This window comes from Roseateles sp. GW821-FHT09G03 (assembly GCF_059416045.1).
On record NZ_JBWKOK010000001.1, the window covers coordinates 815,484 to 836,098 of the forward strand.

A 20,615-nucleotide genomic window follows, 5' to 3' on the forward strand; every position below is an offset into this window, starting at 1 on the left:
GGCTTTCGGCTCCGCAAGGGGTGAACGAGGATTCGTGTCGATGGAGCGGATTGTTCGCCGCGGCACGGATCCGGGCAACGCACGAAGCTGCCTGAGTTTTGCCCAATCCTGCCTGGGAGGCGATGAATGGGCAAAGCAAGGCTACGGCTTGAAGCCCGCCATCAGGCCCTTGATCGCGTCTGCGCTCACCGGCTTCACGAGGTGCGCATCGAAGCCCGCCGCGCGCGACTGCAGGCGATCCTTCTCCTGCCCCCAGCCGGTGAGCGCCACCACCACCATGTCGCGTCCCCAGGGCTCGCCCTTGATCCTGGCGCAGGCTTCAAACCCGTTGAGCCCCGGCATGCCGAGATCGAGCAGCACCAGCTCCGGTTGAAATCGCTCGGCCTGTGCGACGGCGTCCAGACCGTCGCGGGCGACGCGCGGCGTGGCGCCCATGAGTTCGACCAGGAGGGCCAGGCTGTCCGCGGCGTCGACGTTGTCGTCGGCGATCAGCACGCGGCGCTCGTCGACGGTCTGCAGGTCGTCGGGCCGGTCGCCCTCGCTGTCCGGCCGGTCGGCGTCGACCGCCGCCGGCAGCCGCACGATGAATTCACTGCCTCGGCCCGGGCCGTCGCTGCGGGCCTCGATGCTGCCGCCGTGGAGCTCGACCAGGCCTCTGGCGAGCGACAGCCCGATCCCCAGCCCGCTCCGTTCGCGATCGCGCTCCAGCGGGCGGTCCACCTGGACGAACATGTCGAAGATGCGCGACAGCATGTCCGGCGGGATGCCTTCGCCGTCATCGCGGACCGTGACGACGACGTCGCTTCCGTGACGCTCGGTCGTGATCCGGATGTGCCCGCCAGGCGGGGTGAACTTGGCCGCGTTGGTCAGCAGGTTCAGGAACACCTGCGCCAGCCGCGTCGCGTCGGCCTCGACGAAGACGGGGCGGCCGGGCGCGGAGAGGGTCAGGGTGTGCCCCTGGTGATCGATCGCCGGCTGGCTGGTCTCGACGGCCGCCTGCAGCACCTCGGCCAGCGCCAGGCGCGACCGGCTCATGCGGATCTTGCCGCTGGAGATGCGCGTGACGTCCAGCAGGTCGTTGATGAGGCGCACCATCTGCACCAGCTGGCGGTCCATCATGGCCTGCACCTTCTGGAGGGCGGGCTCGTCCCGCGACGCCAGGCGGCGGAACACTTCCAGGCCGTTCTTCAGCGGCGCCAGCGGATTGCGCAGTTCGTGCGCGAGGATGCCGAGGAACTCGTCCTTGCGCTGGTCGTTCTCCCGCAACTGGTCCGCCTGGCGGCGCAGCGTCTCCTCCATCGCCTTGATCTCGGTGATGTCGCGCGTGGTGCCGGCGACGGCGATCACCTCGCCGCCCGGACCGAACACGGGCACGAAGATGTAGTCGTAGATGCGCCGGCCGAAGGCGCCGGCGAACGGCACCTCGCCGCGGACCGGCTGGCCCGTCGCGACGACACGATCGATCTCCTCGTCGTGCATGGCCGCATGCCAGGGCTCGTAGCCCAGTTCCAGGCAGTTCCTGCCGATCGCCTCGTGCCAGGTCTTGCCCCACATCCGCAGCAGCACCTCGTTGGCGTAGACGAAGCGGTGGGACAGATCGAAGACATAGGCCAGGTCCGGCGTGTTGGCCAGGATGGCCTCGTACAGACGGCGCTGCCCTTCCGTCTGCTTCAGGGCCGAGTCGAGGGCCGCCTCGGCGCGCCGCTGCGCGGTCACGTCGAAGCCTTCGCAGAACACGCCGGTGACGCGGCCGCTCTCGTCGCGGATCGGCTCGTAGATGAAGTCCAGCAGGCGTTCATCCTCCTCGCTGTCGGGGGCGTAGCGGTAGCGCACCGGCGCCGACGCGGCGACGAAGCGGTTGCCGGTCCGGAACACCTCGTCGAGCTGCTCGAAGTAACCCTGCCCGGCGATGTCGGGGAAGGCCTCCCGCGCGGGCTTGCCGAGCCAGGCCGCGCTGTTGAACAGGCGCAGGTGGGCGTGGTTGACGAACTCGAACACATGGTCCGGGCCCTTCAGGATGCACACGAAGCTGGGCGCCTGCTCGAAGATCCGGCGAAGCTCGCGTTCCGCGTGGACGCGGGCGCGTTCCCGCTCCAGGGCCCTGAGGTCCGATATCGACCGCGCCACCTGCAGGCCGATCAGCGCGATGAATTCCCGGTAGTCGTCGTCCAGCGGCCGCTGCGGATTGAGCAGGACGAGAAGGGTGCCGAGCCGCTCGCTCCGACCTTCGATCTGGATCGGAACGGCGATCGAGCCGGGGAGGGGTGATGCCTCCTGCGTGTACTCGGCGGCGGCCCAGGCGACTCCCGGTCCGCCCGACGACGCGGTCTGCGCCACCAGGCGCTCGCCCTGACCGGGCTCGCGCAGATACAGCGCGGCCCGCGGGATGTCGGGCATGCCGGCGTCCAGGGTGGCCATCGCCCGGGTACACACCTCGACGGCATCGGCCGCGCCGGCGGTGGCGTCCGCCAGTGTCTTGAGGAAGGCCAGCCGCCGCTCGCCGACGACGCGCTGCGTCGTCTCCATCGTGACGGCCAGGATGCCGCCGACGCTGCCGTCCTCCACCCGTACCGGGCCGAACGAATAGGAGAAGTAGGTCTCCTCCGCCGCGCCATGCCGTTCCAGCGCGAGGAAGCCGTCGGGGATCCAGGTCGCCTCGCCGGTGGCCATCACGCCGGCCATCAGCGGCGCGATGACGTCGGCGATCTCGGTCCACACCTCATGGATGCTGCGCCCCAGCGCGCCGGGATGCTTGTCGCCGAGCAGCGGCGCATACGCGTCGTTGTAGAGCATGACGAGCCGCGGCCCCCAGAGCACCACCATCGGGAAGCGCGATCCCAGGCAGATGCTGACGGCCGACCGGAGGCTCTGCGGCCACGTCTCCAGCGGTCCCAGCGGCTGGTCGCGCCACGCCAGGGCACGCATGCGCGCACGCATCTCCCCACCGCCGTCCAGCCAGCGCAGGCTGTCCGTGGCGGAAGGCGAAGGCGTCGCGTCGGGCTGGCTCATGGGCGGGAATGCTACTTGAGCCGCGGGGCTTGGATCGCGCCTTGCCCTGTCGATGCATGGAGCCCAAGCATTCGACCTCCCCGTGCCGCATCCTGGTCGTCGACGACAACGTGGACGCCGCCGACACCCTCGTCGCGCTGCTGGACGCCTGCGGCTTCTGTGCCTGCGCCGTCTACGACGGTGCAGAGGCCGTCCTGCTGGTGGAATTGCTGCGGCCCAGCCTCGTCCTGCTCGACATCGACATGCCCGGCATGGACGGCTACGAGACCGCGGCGTGCATCCGGGGCACCGAGGATCGTGCGCCCGCCAGGCTCGTCGCCCTGACCGCCCGCGTCCAGGACAGCGACCGCGTGCTGGTCGCCAGCGCCGGCTTCGATCTCCATGTCAGCAAGCCCATCGGCTGCGGACAGCTGTGCGAGCTGGCGGAGGCGGCCTATCGGTGAACGCCCCTGAACGTCCGCTGCGCGGGCGACCGCCTTGCCTGATGACCACGGATCACCTCCCTCCACGATGAAAGATCTGCCATGCGTGCTCTCACCTACCACGGCGCCCATGACGTGCGCGTCGAGAACGTCCCTGATCCCGTGCTCGCCGCGGAGGATGACATCCTCCTGCGCGTCACGGCGACGGCCATCTGCGGATCGGACTTGCACATCTTCCGGGGCAAGATCCCGGACATGAAGTCCGGCGACATCCTGGGCCACGAGTTCATGGGCGTGGTCGAGGAGGTGGGGCGAGGCGTCGTCAACGTCAAGCGCGGCGACCGCGTCGTCGTGCCGTTCACGATCTCCTGCGGCGACTGCTACTTCTGCGGACGCAAGCTGTTCGCCGCGTGCGAGACGACCAATCCCGGTCGCGGCGCGATCCTGAACAAGAAGGACATCCGGCCCGGTGCCGGGCTCTTCGGCTACAGCCATCTCTACGGCGGCTACGCGGGCGGTCAGGCCGAGTACGTGCGCGTGCCCAAGGCGAACGTCGGACCGCTGGTGATTCCGGACACGCGGCTGAGCGACGAACAGGTCCTCTTCCTCTCCGACATCCTGCCCACCGGATACCAGGCGGCACTGAACGCGCAGGTGACGCCGGGTTCCAGCGTCGCCATCTTCGGTGCAGGCCCCGTCGGCATGATGGCCGCGGCCAGCGCGCGCCTGCTCGGGGCGGAGCGCATCTTCATGGTGGATCACCACTCGTATCGCCTGGCCTTCGCGAAAGAGACCTACGGCGTGCTGCCGATCGACTTCGACCAGGTCGACGATCCGGCGCAGCTCATCGTCGAGCAGACCGATCACCGCGGCGTGGACGCGTCGATCGATGCCGTCGGCTTCGAAGCCAAGGGCAGCACGGTCGAGACGGTGCTGGCCACGCTCAAGCTCGAGGGATCGAGCGGGACCGCCCTGCGCTGGGCGATCGCCGCGACCCGCCGCGGCGGGATCGTGAGCGTGCCCGGCGTGTACGCCGGCTTCATCCATGGCTTCCTCTTCGGCGACGCGTTCGAGAAGGGCCTGAGCTTCGCCAGCGGACAGACCCACGCGCAGCGCCACATGCCGGAGCTGCTGCGGCACATCGAAAGCGGCGAGTTGAAACCGGACCTGATCGTCAGCCATCGCCTGCCCCTGGAAGAGGCGGCGCGCGGCTACGACCTGTTCAACAAGAAGGAAGAGGACTGCCGCAAGGTGGTGCTGACGCCGTTCAGCGGCGCCTGATCGCGCGTGTGGCACCCAGGCCGTCGGCCAGCGCCTTCAGAGCGTCCTGCTGAGGAATGCCGGCTTCGCCAGTGCGAAGCGCCATGGCAGGTTCTGTGCCTTCGAGATGCCGAGGACGCTGCACTCGGCGACTGACGCCTGGATCAGTGCAGCGCCACGTTCAGCTGATCGACAACTTCCGCCCAGTCCGCGTCCTGCAGCAGCAGTTCCTTGAGCAGGCGCGACTGCTGCTCGGACCAGAACGGGGCCTCGGTGATCTTCACGTCGCCGGGCAGGGGGCGGTGCTGGCCGATGAACTCGCGGATCTCGGCCTCGGAGGAGGGCAGGCCGAGCTGGTCGAACAGCTCGTGGAACTGGTGGTTGGTCGCTTCCATGGGGTCTCCTTCAAGGTGCGGTCGCCCATGAGATTACCGCCAAGCGAATCACGGCGGTGTAGGACAGTGTTCCATTCAAGACACCGCTGCTGTGCGTCCTGGTGGCGCCACGAGCGCCCCTTCGATCCCGTGCCGCCGGAGCGCCTGCGCGACGAAGCCGGAGGCTTTCATCTCCTCGACGAACCCGCTCAGCCAGCGCTGCGCCGCGACGCGGCCCTTGGGAACGCCCATCGCCTGCTCGATGACCATGAAGCGGCCCGGCAGCAGGCGAACGCCGCCCACGCGGCGGGCATCGGCTTCGAGCTGCTGACGCACACCCGCGGCGACATCGAGCTTGTCGGCGATGAACATGTCGGTCACCGCCGGCGACGTCGGTGCGCGCACCAGCGTGGCGGACTTGATCTCGCGAGTCAGGTAGAGGTCGTAGGCGCTGCCGCGGCCGACGACGATGCGCTGGCCCGTGCGGTCGACCTCCTCGTTGCGCTGCAGCGGCGAGTCGTTGCGGACCAGGTAGGAACCTTCGATGATCACGTAGGGCGCCGTGTAGTCGGTGTCGGCGCCGCGCAGCGGGTCGATCGCGACGAAGGCCAGGTCCACCTGCTTGTCCTTGATCGCTTCGACGACCTTGCCCGCCGCGTTGAAGGCGACGAGCTCGATGCTCACGTCGAGGCGTCGGGCCACCTCGCGGGCGAGGTCGACGGAAACGCCGCGCAACTCGCCGTCCGCGCCGCGGCTGGCCAGGATGGGATTGCCGAGGTTGATCGCGGCGCGGAGCTTGCCACTGCCGGTCAACTCGGTCGCTGCGGCCCGAGCATCGGCCGCGCTGGCCGAGCCGATGTCCGATCCGCCCTTTGATCCAGCTGCCGGCGACGCGCAGGCGCTCAGCAGCAGCGTGGCGGCACCTGCCGCGCAGAGTTCACGACGTTGAACGTTCATGTCGATGTCCTTGGGGTTGATCAGTCCTCGCTGCCCGCCAGCACGATCTTCCCGAGATGCTCGGCCTGCTCCATCGATGCCTTGGCCTGCGCCAGCTCCTCGAAGCGGAAGACGCGGTCCACCACGGGCCGCAGGCGGCCGTCGGCGAACAGCGGCAGCCAGTCCGTCCTGAAGCCGGGCACCGGTTCCGCGCGCTGCTGCGGTGTGCGCAGCTTATTCGAGACACCGAACAGATGCAGCCGCCGCGCGTGCAGCGCCTCGAGGTCGAGCTCGGCCTTGAGCACACCGTCCACGTAGCCGACCATGGCCAGCCGTCCCTGGAAGCCCAGCGACCGCACGCATTCCGCGAAGACGGTGCCGCCGACGGTGTCGATGGCGAGGTCCGCGCCACGACCATCAGTCGCCTTGCGCACCGCGGTGGCGAAGTCTGGCGCGCGGGTCTCGAGGCCGAGGTCCAGTCCCAGCGTCTTCAGCCGTGCCAGTTTGGTCGCGCTGCCCGACGTGGCGATCACCGTCGCGCCGATGGCCTTGGCCGCCGACAGCGCGGCGACGCCGACACCGGAACTGCCGCCCGCCACGAGCAGGGTCTCGCCCGCCTTCAACCGGCCCTGGACCACCAGCATGTCGTAGACGACGAGGAAGGTCAGCGGGATCGCGCCCGCTTCGATCCAGTCGAGTGCCTCGGGCACATGCAGCGCCTCCGCCTCGCTGATCAGCGCGAAGTCCGCGAAGCCACCGGCGCAGCGGCCCATGGCGCGGTCGCCGACGCGCCACCCCTGGATGCCGTCGCCGACCTCGACGACTTCGCCGGCCGCTTCCGCGCCCACAGGCTTCGGGGCGCCGCCAGCGCCGTGAAGGCCGTGGCCGGCCAGGAACTCGCCGCGGTTCAGGCCCGCCGCGCGCACGCGGACGAGTAACTGACCGGGGCCGGGGACAGGGCGGGGCAGGTCGTCGCGCAGCAGGAGCTCCGCATGGCCGTCATGGTGTTGGAGGGTGTAGCCGCGCATCGTGTGCTTGTCTCCGCTGATCGAAGCTGATCGAACTCAGGGCCGTGCCAGCGTGGTCAGTTCGCGCACATCGGCCAGTTCGCCGAGCTTCCAGCAGGCCGAGATCAACGCGTCGCTGCGCGCGGCGCCGATGACGACGTCCGACTGCGAGTGGAACTTCGCCTCCAGCGCCGCGTCGCTCATCGGCTTGTGCAGCGAGCCGATCGCGTGCTCGACGAACACGTGCACGCGGCGGCCGTCGCGCAGCACGGCCGTCATGTCGACCGAGGCCTCGTCGATGCTGTCGTCGATCGTCGCCACCACCTTGCGGCGCAGCGCCACGACATCCTCGCGATTGACGATCGCATCGTCGTACTCGGGCTCGCCGGCGCGGCCGAAGATCAGGCCGGCCGACACGCCGTGATAGACGCTGAACTTGCCTTGCAGCCCGTCGGCCGGCTCCTTTTTCCCGGTGAGTTCCAGCACCAGCGAATGCACCTTCAGTTCGATGCGCTCGACGTCCTCGGGCCGCACGCCCTGCTCGCGCAGCTGCACGGCGGCGTCGATGCTCGGATGGATGACGATGCCGCAGGCGAAGGGCTTGTAGGTGTTGAAGGAGATCTCGAAGCGCTCGCCGAGTTCGTCGGTGGCTTCGTTCCAGGCGTACTTCGTCGACACCACCTGCGCGAAACCGCGCGGGGCTTCGAGGGCGCGCGGGCTGGCCGTGTAGCCGTGCTTCGCCAGCAGCGCCGACAGCAGCCCGGCGCGCGCCGCGCCGCCCGGGTGGAAGGGCTTGGTCATGGTGCCGAACTGCTCGCGCAGGCCCACGGGCTGCGAGGCGGCGATGCCCAGCGCCATCTGGGTGTGGTGCTCGTCCAGGCCGAGCAGCCGCGCGCAGGCCGCCGCGGCGCCCAGCGTGCCGGTGGAGCCGGTGATGTGCCAGCCGCGGTCGTAGTGCTCGGGGTAGACGAGGTTGCCCATGCGGCAGGAGACGTCGATGCCCAGGACCATTGCGTCGATCAGTTTCCGGCCCGACAGGCCGAGGTGCTCGGCCAGCGCCAGCGCCGCCGAGGCCACCGGACCGGCCGGATGGATGATGGTCTTCAGGTGCGTGTCGTCGAAGTCGAAGGTGTGCGAGCTGATGCCGTTGAGCAGCGCGGCGCCGGCCATGTCGACCTTCCCGGCGCGGCCGAGGACGCTCGCCTGTGTGGAGGGCTCCAGCATCTGCACGGCGGCCAGCGCTGCGTGCATCGCCTCGTGATCGGCGGCACCGACGGCGCAGCCGGCCCAGTTCATGAAGGTGCGATGGGCCTCGTGGTCCACCGCGTCGCTCCAGCCGCGCGACGGGTGCGTGGCCACGTAGCGGGCGAGGATCTGGGTGATGGGCGGGGCGTTGTGGTCGGCGGCGACCTGGGTATTGCGTGCCATGGGGTTCTTTCGTCCTTGAATCGTTCTTCAGACCGTCGAATCGGCCAGTCTGTCGCTGCGTCGGTCGGCGGGTCAGTCTTCGGGTCAGTCGGCGGGTCAGTCGTCGACCTGGATCTTTCGTTCGCGGGCCAGCGTGGTCCATCGGGCCACCTCGGCCTGGATATGACGCCCGAACTGCTCGGGGCTCATGGCCGTCGGGTCCACGGCCTCGGCGGCCAGCTTCTCGCGCATGTCGGGCGCCTTGAGCACGGTGTTCAGCGTCGCGTTGAGCTGCTTGACCAGCGCCGGGGGGATGCCCGCCGGGCCGACGACGCCGTACCACTGCATCGCGTCGAAGCCCTTGAAGCCGGCTTCGATCAGCGTGGGCACGTCCTTGAGCGTCGGGTTGCGCGCGGTGCCGGTCACCGCCAGCGGTTTCACGCGGCCGGAGCGGATGTGCGGCAGCGCCGCGGCCAGGCCGGGGAACATCGCGTGGGTCTGGCCGCCCATCAGATCGGTGAAGGCCGGCGAGATGCCGCGGTAGGGCACGTGCAGCATGAAGACGCCGGCCTGCTGCTTGAACAGCTCCATCACGAGCTGCGTCAGCGAGCCCACGCCCGAAGAGCCGTAGCTCAGCTTGCCGGGGTTCTTGCGGGCGTACTCGATGAAGCCCTTGAGGTCGTTCACCGGCACCGCGCTGTTGACGACCAGCACGTTGGGCGTGCCGCCGATCATGCCGATGGGGCTGAAGTCCTTGACCGCGTCGTAGGGCAGCTTGCGCGTGGCGGGGCTGGTGCCGTGCGTGGCCACGTAGCCCTGCATCAGCGTGTAGCCGTCGGGCGGCGCCTTGGCCGTGGCCTGCGTGGCGATCACGCCGCCGCCGCCGCCGATGTTGTCGACCACGAAGGTCTGGTTCAGCGCATGGCCCCAGCGCTCGCAGACCGCGCGGCCGATGAAGTCGCTGCCGCCGCCCGCGGCCACGGGCACGATGTAGCGGATCGGTTTGCTGGGGAAGGTGTCCGCCGCCCACGAGCGCCCTGCGGTGAGCAGCAACGCGGGTGCGGCGATCAGCACGGATCGTCGGTTCGTCATGGATTTGTCTCCGGATGAAGCGGGGCTCTTGTGATGGCCCTCGTTCTTGCTTTGGTGGGATGTGCGCCGGCGCGCGCCCGGGTCCGGCCTAGCTCATGCCGTCGCCCGGGTGGTCGCCGTCGTTCTTGCCTTCCGTCTCCAGCAGCCGGCCGTGCGCCGCGTTGACGTGGTGTTCCTGCAGCCGCTGGCACAGCGCGGCGTCGCCGTCGTCGAGCGCGGCGACGATCTGGTCGTGCTCGAGGATGGAGACCTTCATGCCCACGTCGCGCGACAGGTTCCGCAGCCGCGACAGGTGCAGCTGCTGGACGATGCCCTGGTAGGTGCGCGTCAGCGGCTCGTTGTCGGTCGCCTCGACGATGGCCCAGTGGAAGGCCAGGTTGGCGGCGTAATAGGCCTGCACGTCGCGACGGCGGGCGTTGGCCTTCATCTCGCGGCCGAGCGCCACCAGGCGCTTCACGAGCGCATCGCGACGAGGGCGATCGAGCGCCGCGGCGCGGCGGCCGGCGTGACCGTCCAGCAGGCTGCGCAGCTCGTAGAGATTGGCGACTTCCTTGGGATCCAGCACGCGCACGAAAACGCCGGCGTGCTTGCGCGCGGCGACCAGGCCGGTGCTCTCGAGCTCACGCAGCGCCTCTCGCACGGGTACACGGGAGACGCGCAGGCGGGCGGCGACGTCGGGTTCGTTGATGCGCTGCCCCGGCGGCAGGTCGCCGCGGAGGATCGCGTTCAGCACCTCGTCGCGGACGAGCTTGGCGAGCGACGTGTCCCGCACGTCGGCGAGCAGGTCGGGGGAGGTGTCGGTGATCCAGGGGAGCATTCGTCTATCGTATACGATTAGACGAAAGGGGCAAGGCCGAGATTCAGGTCGTGCCTGTCACGGTGCGAATGGCGGCATGCCGAGACCGCAGCCCTCACCCCCGCCCTCTCCCGCAAGCGGGAGAGGGAGTCCGACCGGCGTCCTTCTTACTCCCTCTCCCGCTTGCGGGAGAGGGCAGGGGTGAGGGCCAGCGTCGGTGGCAGTGCTGAACCGCGAGCGGACGGCTCAGGCGGCCGCGGGCGCGAGATGACACCCGGCCGAATCGCCGTCGGTGGACAGCGCACTGCCGACGTCGACGGGGAGCCGCAACCCGGGACCGCCGCAGGCGCTGGCCCGCACCAGCGGCGCGAACGGCGCCTGGATCTGCCCGAACATCGTCGCGAAGGGCACGTCCGCCGCGTCGCGCCCGGTGCCGATGCGGACGAACCCCATCGGGATGCCATTGCCTGACGCGTCGAAGATGTACCAGCGCTTGCCGAGGTAGACCTCGACATAGGCGTGGAAGTCCGGCGCCTTGGTCGGATCGGCGCCGTAGTCCGTGCCGGTCACGTAGCGCGCCGGCATCGAGAGCGCGCGGCAGAGCGCGATCATCACGTGCGCCTGGTCCCGGCAGACGCCGACGCGGTCCGTCAGCGTATCGAGCGCGGAGGTCTGCGTGGTCGACCCCAGCGGCGCGTAGGCGATGTGCCGCTGCACCCACGCCGCGATCGCGGCGGCGCGCGAGTATCCCGGCTGCAGGTGACTGAACTCGGCCTCGGCCCACGAGACGAGCCGATCGGATTCGCAATAGCGGCTCGGCGCCAGATAGGACAGCAGCTCGACGGGCAACTGGTCGATCGGGCATTCCTCGATGAAGGCCGGTTCGCTGATGCCGTGCTCGATCGTGACGCTCGCGGTGTAGGTCACGTGGAAGTCCCCTTGCGGCGCGCGCACGCGCAACAGGCGGTTGCGCGTGCTGGCGACCGTCTCCGAGCGCCACGGCACGTCGGGCGTCAGCACGACGCTCTCCTGCAGGACGCGCTGCGCCGCCGTGTGGGCCGGCTGGATGTTGAACACGAAGTCGCCGTACGGCGAGGCTATCCGGTAGTCCAGTTCGAAGTGGAGATCGAGGCGAATCATGAGGTCCTGCCGTGCTCGACGACGCAATGGATGAAGTGCAGCTTCGGGACGACCCGGCGCTGCAGCACGAAGGGATAGAAGTCGGGCTGCCCCATTGCGCGGGACATCTCGTTCATCACGCTGGTGATGGCGAGCCAGTCGCGCAGCAGGCGCAGGAAATCGGGGCCGGTGGCGTGCTCCGGGGACCAGAGGGCGTCGAGTCCGTAGGGACCGGGGCGCTTGTCGTCGACGGTGCTCAGCAGCTTGAAGCTGCCGGCGGTGTCGATGGTGTCGCGCAGGTGCAGGTAGTGCGCCCAGGTCTCCGCCCAATCCTCCCACGGATGCGCGCTGGCGTACGAGGTGATGAAGCGCTGCGGCCAGTCGGCCGGCGGGCCGGTGTTGTGATGGCGTTGAAGCGCGCCGGCGTAGTCCTGGCGTTCATCGCCGAACAGCAGGCGGAAGGGCTCGTGCCAGGAGGTGCCCGCGACCAGGCGGTCCCAGTAGTAATGACCGATCTCGTGGCGGAAATGCCCGAGCAGCGTCCGGTAGGACTCGCGCATGCGTTGCCGGGCGGCTTCGCGCTGGGCGTCGTCGGCTTCCTCGATGTTGATGGTGATGACGCCCCAGGCGTGGCCGGTCATCACGCGCGGCTGGCCGGGCAGGGTGCGCAGGAAGTCGAAGGCGAGCCCGCGATCGGGTGCCTCGAACTTGGGCACCACCGGCAGGTGCAGCCCGAGGAGCTGCGACACCAGCCGCCGCTTGGCGCGCTCCATGCGGCCCCAGAGTTCGGCGTTGATGGGGTCCGATAGATCCGGAATGGTGCGGTTGAGCGCGCAGGCGACGCAGAGATGTCCCTTACGTCTGTCATCCAGCGGCAGCAGCCAGTTGCAGCCAGCCGCGGTGTGGAAGTTCGCGCAACGGGTGAAGACCCCGTCCACGCCGGCGATGCGCCAGGTCGCGGTGGTCGGGCCGGGCAGCAGCGCGTGCAGCGCGAGATCGTCCGGCAGGAAGCCGAGCGGCGCCGCACAGGCCAGGCAGGCGCTGTTGCGGAAGTAGAGGCGGTGGCCGCAGGTGCAGCGGTAGAGGCGAGGGGAGCTCATGTCAGCCTGCCTCTGGCAAGCATGGGGCCCGACTCACTCCCTGGCGTGTCTCGCGGTCCCCGGCTGAGCCCACCACGCCGGCAGCAAACGCTGCACCTCGGCCCGCGCGAAGCGGTCGTCGATCAGATGGACGACGCCGCGGTCCTCGGTCGTGCGGATCACCCGCCCCGCCGCCTGCACGACTTTCTGCAAACCCGGGTAGAGGTAGGTGTAGTCGTAACCCGCGCCGAAGAGCTTCTCCATGCGCGCGCGGATCTGCTCGTTGACGGCGTTGACCTGCGGCAGGCCGAGCGTCGACAGGAAGGCGCCGATGAGTCGCCGGCCCGGCAGATCGACGCCCTCTGCGAAGGCGCCGCCCAGCACCGCGAAGCCGACGCCGCGACCGTCTTCGGTGAAACGGTCGAGGAACAGGCGCTGTTCGCCTTCGCTCATGCGGCGCGACTGGCGCCATTGCGGGACGTCGGAGTGGCGTTCGCCGAGCAGGTCCGCCACCTGTTCAAGGTAGTCGTAGCTGCTGAGGAACGCCAGGTAGTTGCCGGGCGCGGCGCGGTACTGCGCCGCGATCAGGTCGGCGATCGGCTGCAGCGAGGCGCGCCGATGCTGATAGCGCGTGGAGATGTGCGAGGCCACATGCACCTGCAGCTGGTTCGCATCGAAGGGCGAGGGCACCTCGACGCTCGCGTGGTTCTCCGGCAGTCCCAGCAGGTCCGCGTGGAAGGCCTGCGGCTGCAGCGTGGCGGAGAACAGCGTGCTCGTGTGCGCCGCCGCCAGGCGCGGCTTCAGGAACGGCGCGGGGACGATGTTGCGGATGCAGATGATCGACGGTGCGGCCTTGCCGTTGACGCTGGCCGGCTTCTGGACATCGACCAGCGAATGCGGGCCGAAGGACTCCACCGCGCGGGTCATGTGCAGCGCCTCGAAATGGAAGTCGAGCAGCTCAGGGTCGACATCTTCCGGATGAGCGGCCAGATGTTCGGCGACCACGCCGATGCTGTGCTGGAGCGCGCTCAGCAACGCTTCCGGGAACGCCTCGTAGGCCGCGTAGGGCTCGGTCTGCGCCTTGTCGATCGCGCGCCAGCAGCGGCGCACCTTGTCGAGCGCCTTGCGGACGAGGGGTGATGCCGAAGCGCTCGAAGACCGCCGTGCCTGGAACAGGCGCTCGGGCGACAGCGTCGCGCTGAACATCTTGCGGCCGCGCTCGACGAGGTTGTGCGCCTCGTCGACGAGCAGTCCGATGCGCCACTGGTTCACCTGCGTCAGGCCGTGGAGCAGTGCGCCATGGTCGAAGTAGTAGTTGTAGTCCCCGACCACCACGTCGGCCCAGCGCGCCAGCTCCTGGCTCAGGTAGTACGGGCAGACGGCGTGGGCCAGCGCCGCCTCGCGCACGGCGGCCCGCGTCAGTGCGACGCCGGTCTCGTGGCCAGCTTCTTCGCCAGCCGTTGGGCTGATCTTCAGCACCGCCGTCCGCGCGGCGGGCAGGCGATCGTAGAAGCCTTTGGCCAGCGGACAGGACTCGCCGTTGCACGCCAGGTCCGGGTGCTCGCAGGCCTTGTCGCGCGCCACGAGTTCGAGCACGCGCAGCGGCACCGATGTCTTCGACGGCTTCGATGCATCGTCGCGATCGACCAGCCGCTCGATTGCATCCAGCGCGGTCTGTCGTCCCGAGGTCTTCGCCGCCAGGAAGAAGACCTTGTCGATGCGCTGCGCCGGCGCGGCCTTCAGCAACGGGAAGATCGTGCCCATCGTCTTGCCGATGCCGGTCGGCGCCTGAGCAAGCAGGCATCGGCCGGATGCCGCCGCGCGGTAGACCGCTTCGGCGAGCGGCCGCTGCCCGATGCGGAAATCGCCGAACGGGAAGCTCAGCGACTGCAGCGCCACGTCACGTCGCGCCCGGTGATCGAGCTCAAGGACGGCCCACGCGAGAAAGCGCTCGCACAGCGCTTCGAAATGCGCGCGCAGTTCCGCCGCCGTGCAGCGCTCGATCAGGACCGTCTCCTCCTGGCTGCCGACGTCCAGGTAGACCAGCGCGACCTCGATCTCCGGCAGCGATTCGGCCTGGCACAGCAGCCACGCGTAGACCTTGGCCTGGGCCCAGTGCAGCCGGCGGTGCGTGGGCCGCTGGCGATCGAGGCTGCCGCGGAAGGTCTTGATCTCCTCGAGGCGTCCGCGGTCCGGATCGAAGCCATCAGCGCGGCCACGCACGTGGAGCTCGCCGAACTCGCCGCTGAGCGTCAGTTCCCGTCGGTAGCCCGGCCCCCGGCGCTCGTACACGAGCGCATGTCCGGCGATCCCTTCCTGCGCCGTCGGCGCGGGCGTGAAGCGCAGGTCCAGGTCGCCTTGCTTGGCGGTGAACTCGCAGAGCTCGCGGACGGCGACGGTGTAGGGCACGGGGAGGGGTCAGGTGTGATCACTGTTGATGCATACAGTATCGCAAATCTCCGCCGGCGCTGGCTTCTCACGCTCATGGTCCTCACGGTTCTGGAGATCCTCAAGATCCTGGTGGGTTCCGACGACGACTCCCGGCGTCGACGCCTCATGGCGACTTGCCGGCCGCGGCTGCCAGCGCTGCGGCGGTCGCGATGAACTGCTCCCGCTCCGGCGCGTCGGTGATGTGGCGCGCGAGAGACCGCGAGAGCTCCTCGACGTTGGCGCTGTGCGCGAGGTCGCGCGAGACCAGATGCCTGGCCAGCGGCCCGATGTGCGTCGCGAGGGCGCGCTCGACCTGGGAGACGAGGGCGGCATCGAGACGCCGCGCTGCGCTTGATGCTGCGCCGGAACCTCCAGTCGACGTGGCGATCGGGTTCGCAGCCGAATCGTGGCGAGGCTGGACCAGCGTGCGATCGCCAAAGCTGTCGGCCAACCCCGTCGCCAGGCCGCCGGCCGCTGCGATGTCCGCGAGCGCCGCGCGCATGGCTGCCGCGTCGGCGAAGCGATGGCGCGGATCCCGGGCCATCGCGCGACGAACGACGGCGTCCAGCGCCGCCGGCAGTTCGCCTGGCCGGAGCGCGCTAGGCGCCGCCGGCTCCTGATGCAGTGTCTGGTACATCACCGCCTCGGGCGCGCCGCTGAAGGGCGAGCGTCCCGTCGTCAGCCGGTACAGCAGCACGCCGCAGGCGAAGAGGTCAGCGCGGTGGTCGATCGGACCGCCGAGGTACTGCTCCGGCGCCATGTAGCCGGGCGTCCCGATCTGCGACGCGACCTGCGTGAGGTGGCGGTCCGCGATGCGCGCGATGCCGAAATCGGTCAGCTTCACGCGGTTGTCGCGGGTGATGAGCAGGTTGCCGGGCTTGATGTCGCGGTGCCAGACGCCGCGATCGTGCGCGCAGCCGAGCGCGTCCAGCAACTGGTCCATCACGTCGAGCGACCAGGCCAGCGGGGGCCTCGCGATCTTGATCATCTGATCGAGCCCGCGGCCGTCGACCAGCTCCATGACGAGGAAGGCGAAGCTGCCCGCGCCCGCGACGATGTCCGCGCCGCCATCGGCACCCGTGTCGGCAACCGAGCCGGCGTTCGGGGATAAAGCCGCCGCCTCGGTGACCTCGCCGAAGTCGTAGATGGTCACGACGCCGGGATGCGCGATGCGCCCGACCGCGCGCGCCTCGTTGCGGAAGCGCGCGGTGATCGAGTCCTCGGGAGGCGTCTCTCCGGCGATGTCTTCGAACTGGCGGCGCAGGACCTTGATGGCGACCTCGCGCTGGATGTGCGGATCGAAGGCGCGGTAGACGACGCCCATCGCGCCTTCGCCGAGCCGGCCGCGGAGGAGGTACTTGCCGATGCGGGCCGGACCGCTCGGGGGAGCACTTGCGGGGTCGCTCACCGGGGCGGTGTGGAAGGTCGTGTCGCCCGGGGTTTTCGCGTCGGTCATGCGCGGCCCTCCAGCATCGCCATCGCCTGATCCATGCTGCGCCGCATGCGCCCGAAGGACACGGTCAGCACGCCGATCTCGTCGTTCGAGCGCACGTCGAAGGGCGGCGCCTCCTCGCCGAGCGACACCCGGTCCGCGATCCTCGCCAGGCTCGTCACCGGCCGGATCACCAGGCGCCAGAGCATCAGGTTGAGCGCTGCGCCCATGACGAGGAACGCCGCCGTCAGCGCACCCATCACCAGCCAGAAGGTCTGCGACGCCTGCTTCAACGGGAGCGTCATGGGCACGCTCACGACCTCGGCGCCCAGCGTCTCGTTGAGGCGCCAGCCGAAGCCGTTGGAAGGACCATATCGAGCGACCAGCGTTGGCGGCGCGGTCTGCGGCGACGCATGGCAGCCGAGGCAGGCCGCGTTGCCGATCCGGATCGGTCGCGCGATGTAGAGCGCTTCGCCACTCGGCGTGTCGCGGCGTCCGATGAACTCGGTCAATCCGGGCCGGCGCGCGAACTGCGAGATCACGTCCTCCTCCCAGCTCACCGCCCGGTTGCGCGGGTTGGTCGGATTGAGCATGGCCGCCTTGTAGCTGTAGTCCTCGTAGGCTTTGGACAGCGTGGCGAGCACCTCGTGGGCCGAAAACGCGGGCACGGCCTCGGGCACGAAGCGCTCGCGCAGCTGACCTTCCAGCAGCGGACGGATGTGGTCCGCGGTGTACTGGTTGACGGCGCCGGCGCTGCGCATCAGCAGCCGGGCGCGATCGGCGACCTGCTCCTGCGCGCCATCCTGCAGCCAGCGCCGCGCCAGGACGCCGGTGCCCGTCAGTCCGACCAGGAACACCGCCAGGAAGATCAGGTTGAACTTCGCCAGCAGGCTGAGGTGGGGGAGGCGGTACCAGGCAAGCGCGCGCGCGGGGGCACGCCCCGAGGGATGGGGCGTGGGGCGTGTGCCGGTTCGGCTGTTGGCGGTGTCAATGCGGCTCATGGGTGTCCTCGAGGGTGCCCGGACGCGCTGGTTCGGGCTCAACCTCGAGACTTACGGGAGCCGACGCAAGACAGATGCAGGGAATTGAAAAGAAACCCTGCGATCAGGGCTCGTCGAAGGGCAGTCCCGGCGCTCGAACCTCGGCCTCACCGAAAAACGCCTCCAGTTCGGCCTCGTTCAGGACGTGGCCGTACTGCTCGACCACAAACCCCGCCAGGTGCGTCCCCTGTCTGCGGAGCAGGTGGTGCGTGAGCAGTCCGGCGATCCAGGACGCTGCGAGTCGCAGATGTTTGCGGTCGATCCGCTGCTGGACTTCCCATAACTGGTCACGCCGGTCGAGAGGGAAGTGCTGCCCGAGTCGGAAGTCGATCATCAGGTCCAGTTCCCGGCGCCGGATCTCAGCGTGATCCAGGCGACCCGCCTCCGATGCGGCCGCCTGATGCAAGGCGACGACGGCGCGTTCGTAGGTCCGCTGATCGATCCGCGGACCGTGGTCGACCGACCCCGTCACGGCCGCAGGCGCGGTTCAGCGCGGTTGCAGGTTGTCGCCGTAGACGGCCAGTGCCGTGCCAGGCCCGAACACCTCGTCCAGAATCTCGGGGTCCGCAAGATAGATCCTCTCGTCGGGAGTGGTGTCGAAGACTTTAAGGTATTGGGTCTTGTTCATGGCATTGGCCATGTTGTCCTGGAAGTCGAGCGTCATCCGGTTGAAGTCCTTGACAAAAGCGACCGCGTCCGTCTCCTGCAGCGCAAAGTTCTGGCACAGACGCAGATGCTCCATGTCCGCGTTGACCTTGGCCTGACGCAGGCCGGCGCTCAATGTCGGAGAAGGATCGGCGGCCAGCGCCGTGCTCACCTGGCGTTCGAACGCGCTGGCGTGCACCTGCATGGATTCCAGCGCATCCGTGGCGTTGGCGGCGCGCTTGTGCAGCGTCAGCAGCCGGGAGCGCGCCGCCCCCTGTCGCTGGGCCTGCTTCGCCGTCGGAGCCGGGACGCTCTGCAGGGAGAGCGCCGAGGCACATTGCTCAAGATCGCCCGACACGTCGGGATACTGGGCGAAGTTGCCGTGACAGGGGCCGATCACGGACTTCCCGTAGGCCCCGAAGATCGCTTGCGAGACGCTGTATCCCTTGGCGCCGACGACCAGGATCCCGGCCGGTAGCAGGATGCGGTTGGCCGCCTGGTGACACACCCCGTTGATGAGATAGCAGGTGATGTTGGCGCGTTCGTCGGGCTGCGCAATCGCGTCGGCACGGGCCGTGCTCCCGCTGCCGCCGTTGAAGGCGGTGCCCCCGCTCTTTCCTCCCCAGCAAGCCCAGGCCTTGGCGCCCGACCCGCATTCGACGTAAGTGTGATCCGCGGCCTTCAGAAAGAGCTTCGTCGGATACTTCTTGGCGATCAGTTGACCCATGGCATCCCCCCGGTGTGGTGGCTGCCGGTATACGCCGCGGTGGGGAACCCGTCATCGTCAACACTGGCGACGACGTGCGGGCGCGGCTGTGTCAGCGTCCCGCCGTGATCAGGTCGAACTGCTCCCACACCCCGATCGCCGTGCGGTTCGCGATGAGCGAGGCGGCGCCGGCGTTTTCGGCCGTGACGTAGCGGTTGTTGGCGATCGACTGCAGCGTCACCGAGCCATTCGCGTTGCGGATCAGCTTGAACGACTCCCACGGCCCGATCGCGGTCCGGTTGGCGATCAGGGCGGAGCCGCCGCCGTTCTCGGCACAGACCAGCTTGCCGTTGGCATGCGCGCGCAGCGCGATGTTGCCGCTGCCGGCGTCCAGCAGGTCGAACTGTTCCCAGCCGCCGATGGCGTCGCGGTTGGCGATCAGCGCCGCGCCGCCGGCGTTCTCCGCCGTCACGTAGCGGTTGTTCACGCGGGCGCGCAGCGTCACGACCTGCGTCGTCGGGGTCGTGGTGCCGACCACCGGTTGTGTGGGGCGCGTCGGGGTCAGCGGCAGCTGGCCCTTCAGCATGCGGCCGCCGTCGTTGGTCAGGCGAAGGTAGTAGTCGGACGAGCAGGCCGTGCCGTCCTCGTCCAGGGCGAGGATGCCCGAGCCCGCGGGCACGAAGGCCGCGGTCTCGGCGGTCTTGGCGATCTGGTTGCCCTCGTTGAACTCGTCGAACATCGAGATGTAGATGCCCTGCGCGCCGACCCGGACCATGTTGTAGAACTGGCGCCACATGAAGTCGCCGTGCGCTCGCTGGCGCACGCTCAGGTCGCCGGGCAGGACGCAGGGCTGGTAATCGATGCCGCGCGCATTGCAGTCGGCCTGGTCGGCGCGGTTGACGTTCTGGTAGAACCAGTCGGACCCTGCCACGTCGCCGATGCGGCCGACCATCCACGGCGAGATCATGTTCAGCGCGTGATAGACGTCGCCGTAGCCGGCGCGCGAATCGTTCTTGCCTTCGCGCCAGTAGGTCGGCACGCCGCCCATCACGTAGCAGCCCTGGCTCTTGAACCAGTTGATCACGTCCAGGCAGGCGGCGGCGGACCAGGGATGGTTGTCGTCGTTGAAGCCGAAGCCCCAGATGCCCACGACCGGCTTGCCGTTCTGGCGCGCGTAGGCCGACGACGCCACCAGCGCGGACATCTTGTTCAGCCAGTCCGCCTTGATCTCGGGCTGCATGTTGCGCCAGCCGCTCACGTCGTACATGACGTAGAACTTGCGGCCATAGGACTCGGCGGCGCTGCGCACCTTCAACGCCATCGCGTCGCGGGTCGCGCCTTCGCCGCCGTTGGGGTTGAAGCGCTGCAGCGCGGCGGTGTCGCAGCCGTTCTGCTGCATCCAGCGGAAGTGCGTGTCGACGGTGGACTGGTCGTAGGACGAGAACAGCGTGGCCGGTCCGCCGTTGCCGAGCCTGGCGAAGGCGGTGGTGTAGCCGGAGGCGTACTCGCGCATGTCGGGCCACGAGATGATGGCGCGATTGGTCGGGGAGGGCGTGCGGCTCCAGTCCTGTGCCCAGTGCCACCAGCCGTTGATCGGCGCGTTGTCGCCAGCGCAGGCGAACCAGCCCTGGTAGCCCACGGTGATCTTGCCGACGACGTCGCCGACCGGACTGGCGGCGATGGTGCTGGACAACGGCAGCGTGGAAGCAGCGACGCCAGCGGCGGCGGTGCCCAGGAAGGTACGGCGGGACAAGGTCAAGGCGGTCTCCAGCAGGGACGCCATGACCGGCGTCGAAGTGGAGCCACTGTAGGGAGCCTCTGGCCACGCCTGTTTCGAGGTGCGTCGAAGTGACGCGCGCCA

The 20,615-nt window shown here is 69.1% G+C and carries 17 protein-coding genes; 2 read left to right on the plus strand and 15 right to left on the minus strand.

The genetic code is table 11. From position 1 onward, the window contains the following. Positions 1-141: 141 nt before the first annotated feature. A complete protein-coding gene (locus AC07OZ_RS03660; RefSeq protein WP_495465792.1) occupies positions 142-3,009 on the minus strand; it encodes a hybrid sensor histidine kinase/response regulator in 2,868 nt (955 codons plus the stop codon). 56 nt (positions 3,010-3,065) lie between these two features. Between AC07OZ_RS03660 and AC07OZ_RS03665 the strand changes: the two genes are divergently transcribed. Beyond that, entirely contained in the window at positions 3,066-3,452 is a 387-nt protein-coding gene (locus AC07OZ_RS03665; protein ID WP_495465793.1) for a response regulator, read from the plus strand. 81 nt (positions 3,453-3,533) lie between these two features. After that, positions 3,534-4,712 (plus strand): zinc-dependent alcohol dehydrogenase, encoded by a 1,179-nt coding sequence (locus AC07OZ_RS03670; protein ID WP_495465794.1) that lies wholly within the window; start codon positions 3,534-3,536, stop codon positions 4,710-4,712. A 143-nt stretch (positions 4,713-4,855) separates the two neighbouring features. Here AC07OZ_RS03670 and AC07OZ_RS03675 read toward each other — a convergent pair whose 3' ends face one another. The 14 genes from AC07OZ_RS03675 to AC07OZ_RS03740 all read right to left on the minus strand — a co-directional run bounded on the left by AC07OZ_RS03675 (position 4,856) and on the right by AC07OZ_RS03740 (position 20,537). Next, a complete protein-coding gene (locus AC07OZ_RS03675; protein WP_377155107.1) occupies positions 4,856-5,086 on the minus strand; it encodes a DUF2789 domain-containing protein in 231 nt (76 codons plus the stop codon). 75 nt (positions 5,087-5,161) lie between these two features. After that, the gene (locus tag AC07OZ_RS03680; RefSeq protein ID WP_495465795.1) at positions 5,162-6,022 is read right to left on the minus strand and encodes an ABC transporter substrate-binding protein; all 861 of its coding nucleotides are present in this window, start codon (positions 6,020-6,022) and stop codon (positions 5,162-5,164) included. A gap of 20 nt (positions 6,023-6,042) precedes the next feature. Beyond that, positions 6,043-7,029, minus strand: coding sequence for a zinc-binding dehydrogenase (locus AC07OZ_RS03685; RefSeq protein ID WP_495465796.1), 987 nt, complete (start codon positions 7,027-7,029; stop codon positions 6,043-6,045). 36 nt (positions 7,030-7,065) lie between these two features. Then, positions 7,066-8,436, minus strand: coding sequence for an MmgE/PrpD family protein (locus tag AC07OZ_RS03690; protein WP_495465797.1), 1,371 nt, complete (start codon positions 8,434-8,436; stop codon positions 7,066-7,068). Between the two features lie 96 nt (positions 8,437-8,532). Beyond that, positions 8,533-9,507, minus strand: a complete 975-nt coding sequence (locus AC07OZ_RS03695) for a Bug family tripartite tricarboxylate transporter substrate binding protein (protein ID WP_495465798.1) — start codon at positions 9,505-9,507, stop codon at positions 8,533-8,535. Positions 9,508-9,595: 88 nt separating this feature from the next. Next, entirely contained in the window at positions 9,596-10,324 is a 729-nt protein-coding gene (locus AC07OZ_RS03700) for a GntR family transcriptional regulator (protein WP_495465799.1), read from the minus strand. A gap of 225 nt (positions 10,325-10,549) precedes the next feature. Further along, the gene (locus AC07OZ_RS03705) at positions 10,550-11,443 is read right to left on the minus strand and encodes a transglutaminase-like domain-containing protein (RefSeq protein WP_495465800.1); all 894 of its coding nucleotides are present in this window, start codon (positions 11,441-11,443) and stop codon (positions 10,550-10,552) included. Continuing rightward, on the minus strand, positions 11,440-12,522 hold the full coding sequence (locus AC07OZ_RS03710; protein WP_495465801.1) for a zinc-binding metallopeptidase family protein: 1,083 nt from the start codon (positions 12,520-12,522) through the stop codon (positions 11,440-11,442). The genes AC07OZ_RS03705 and AC07OZ_RS03710 overlap by 4 nt, the downstream gene beginning before the upstream one ends. A 33-nt stretch (positions 12,523-12,555) precedes the next feature. Further along, positions 12,556-14,910 (minus strand): helicase C-terminal domain-containing protein, encoded by a 2,355-nt coding sequence (locus tag AC07OZ_RS03715; RefSeq protein ID WP_495465802.1) that lies wholly within the window; start codon positions 14,908-14,910, stop codon positions 12,556-12,558. A 145-nt stretch (positions 14,911-15,055) separates the two neighbouring features. After that, positions 15,056-16,387 carry a serine/threonine-protein kinase gene (locus AC07OZ_RS03720; RefSeq protein ID WP_495465803.1) on the minus strand — a complete coding sequence of 444 codons (1,332 nt, stop codon included), beginning with the start codon at positions 16,385-16,387 and terminating at the stop codon, positions 15,056-15,058. Beyond that, positions 16,384-17,364 carry a Tll0287-like domain-containing protein gene (locus AC07OZ_RS03725; protein ID WP_495465804.1) on the minus strand — a complete coding sequence of 327 codons (981 nt, stop codon included), beginning with the start codon at positions 17,362-17,364 and terminating at the stop codon, positions 16,384-16,386. The genes AC07OZ_RS03720 and AC07OZ_RS03725 overlap by 4 nt, the downstream gene beginning before the upstream one ends. 103 nt (positions 17,365-17,467) lie before the next feature. Then, positions 17,468-17,737: a hypothetical protein gene (locus AC07OZ_RS03730; RefSeq protein WP_495465805.1), complete on the minus strand. Its 270-nt coding sequence runs from the start codon at positions 17,735-17,737 to the stop codon at positions 17,468-17,470. Positions 17,738-17,890: 153 nt separating this feature from the next. After that, positions 17,891-18,775 (minus strand): hypothetical protein, encoded by an 885-nt coding sequence (locus AC07OZ_RS03735; RefSeq protein WP_495465806.1) that lies wholly within the window; start codon positions 18,773-18,775, stop codon positions 17,891-17,893. A gap of 91 nt (positions 18,776-18,866) precedes the next feature. Further along, positions 18,867-20,537, minus strand: coding sequence for a lectin (locus AC07OZ_RS03740; protein ID WP_495465807.1), 1,671 nt, complete (start codon positions 20,535-20,537; stop codon positions 18,867-18,869). Positions 20,538-20,615: the final 78 nt, after the last annotated feature.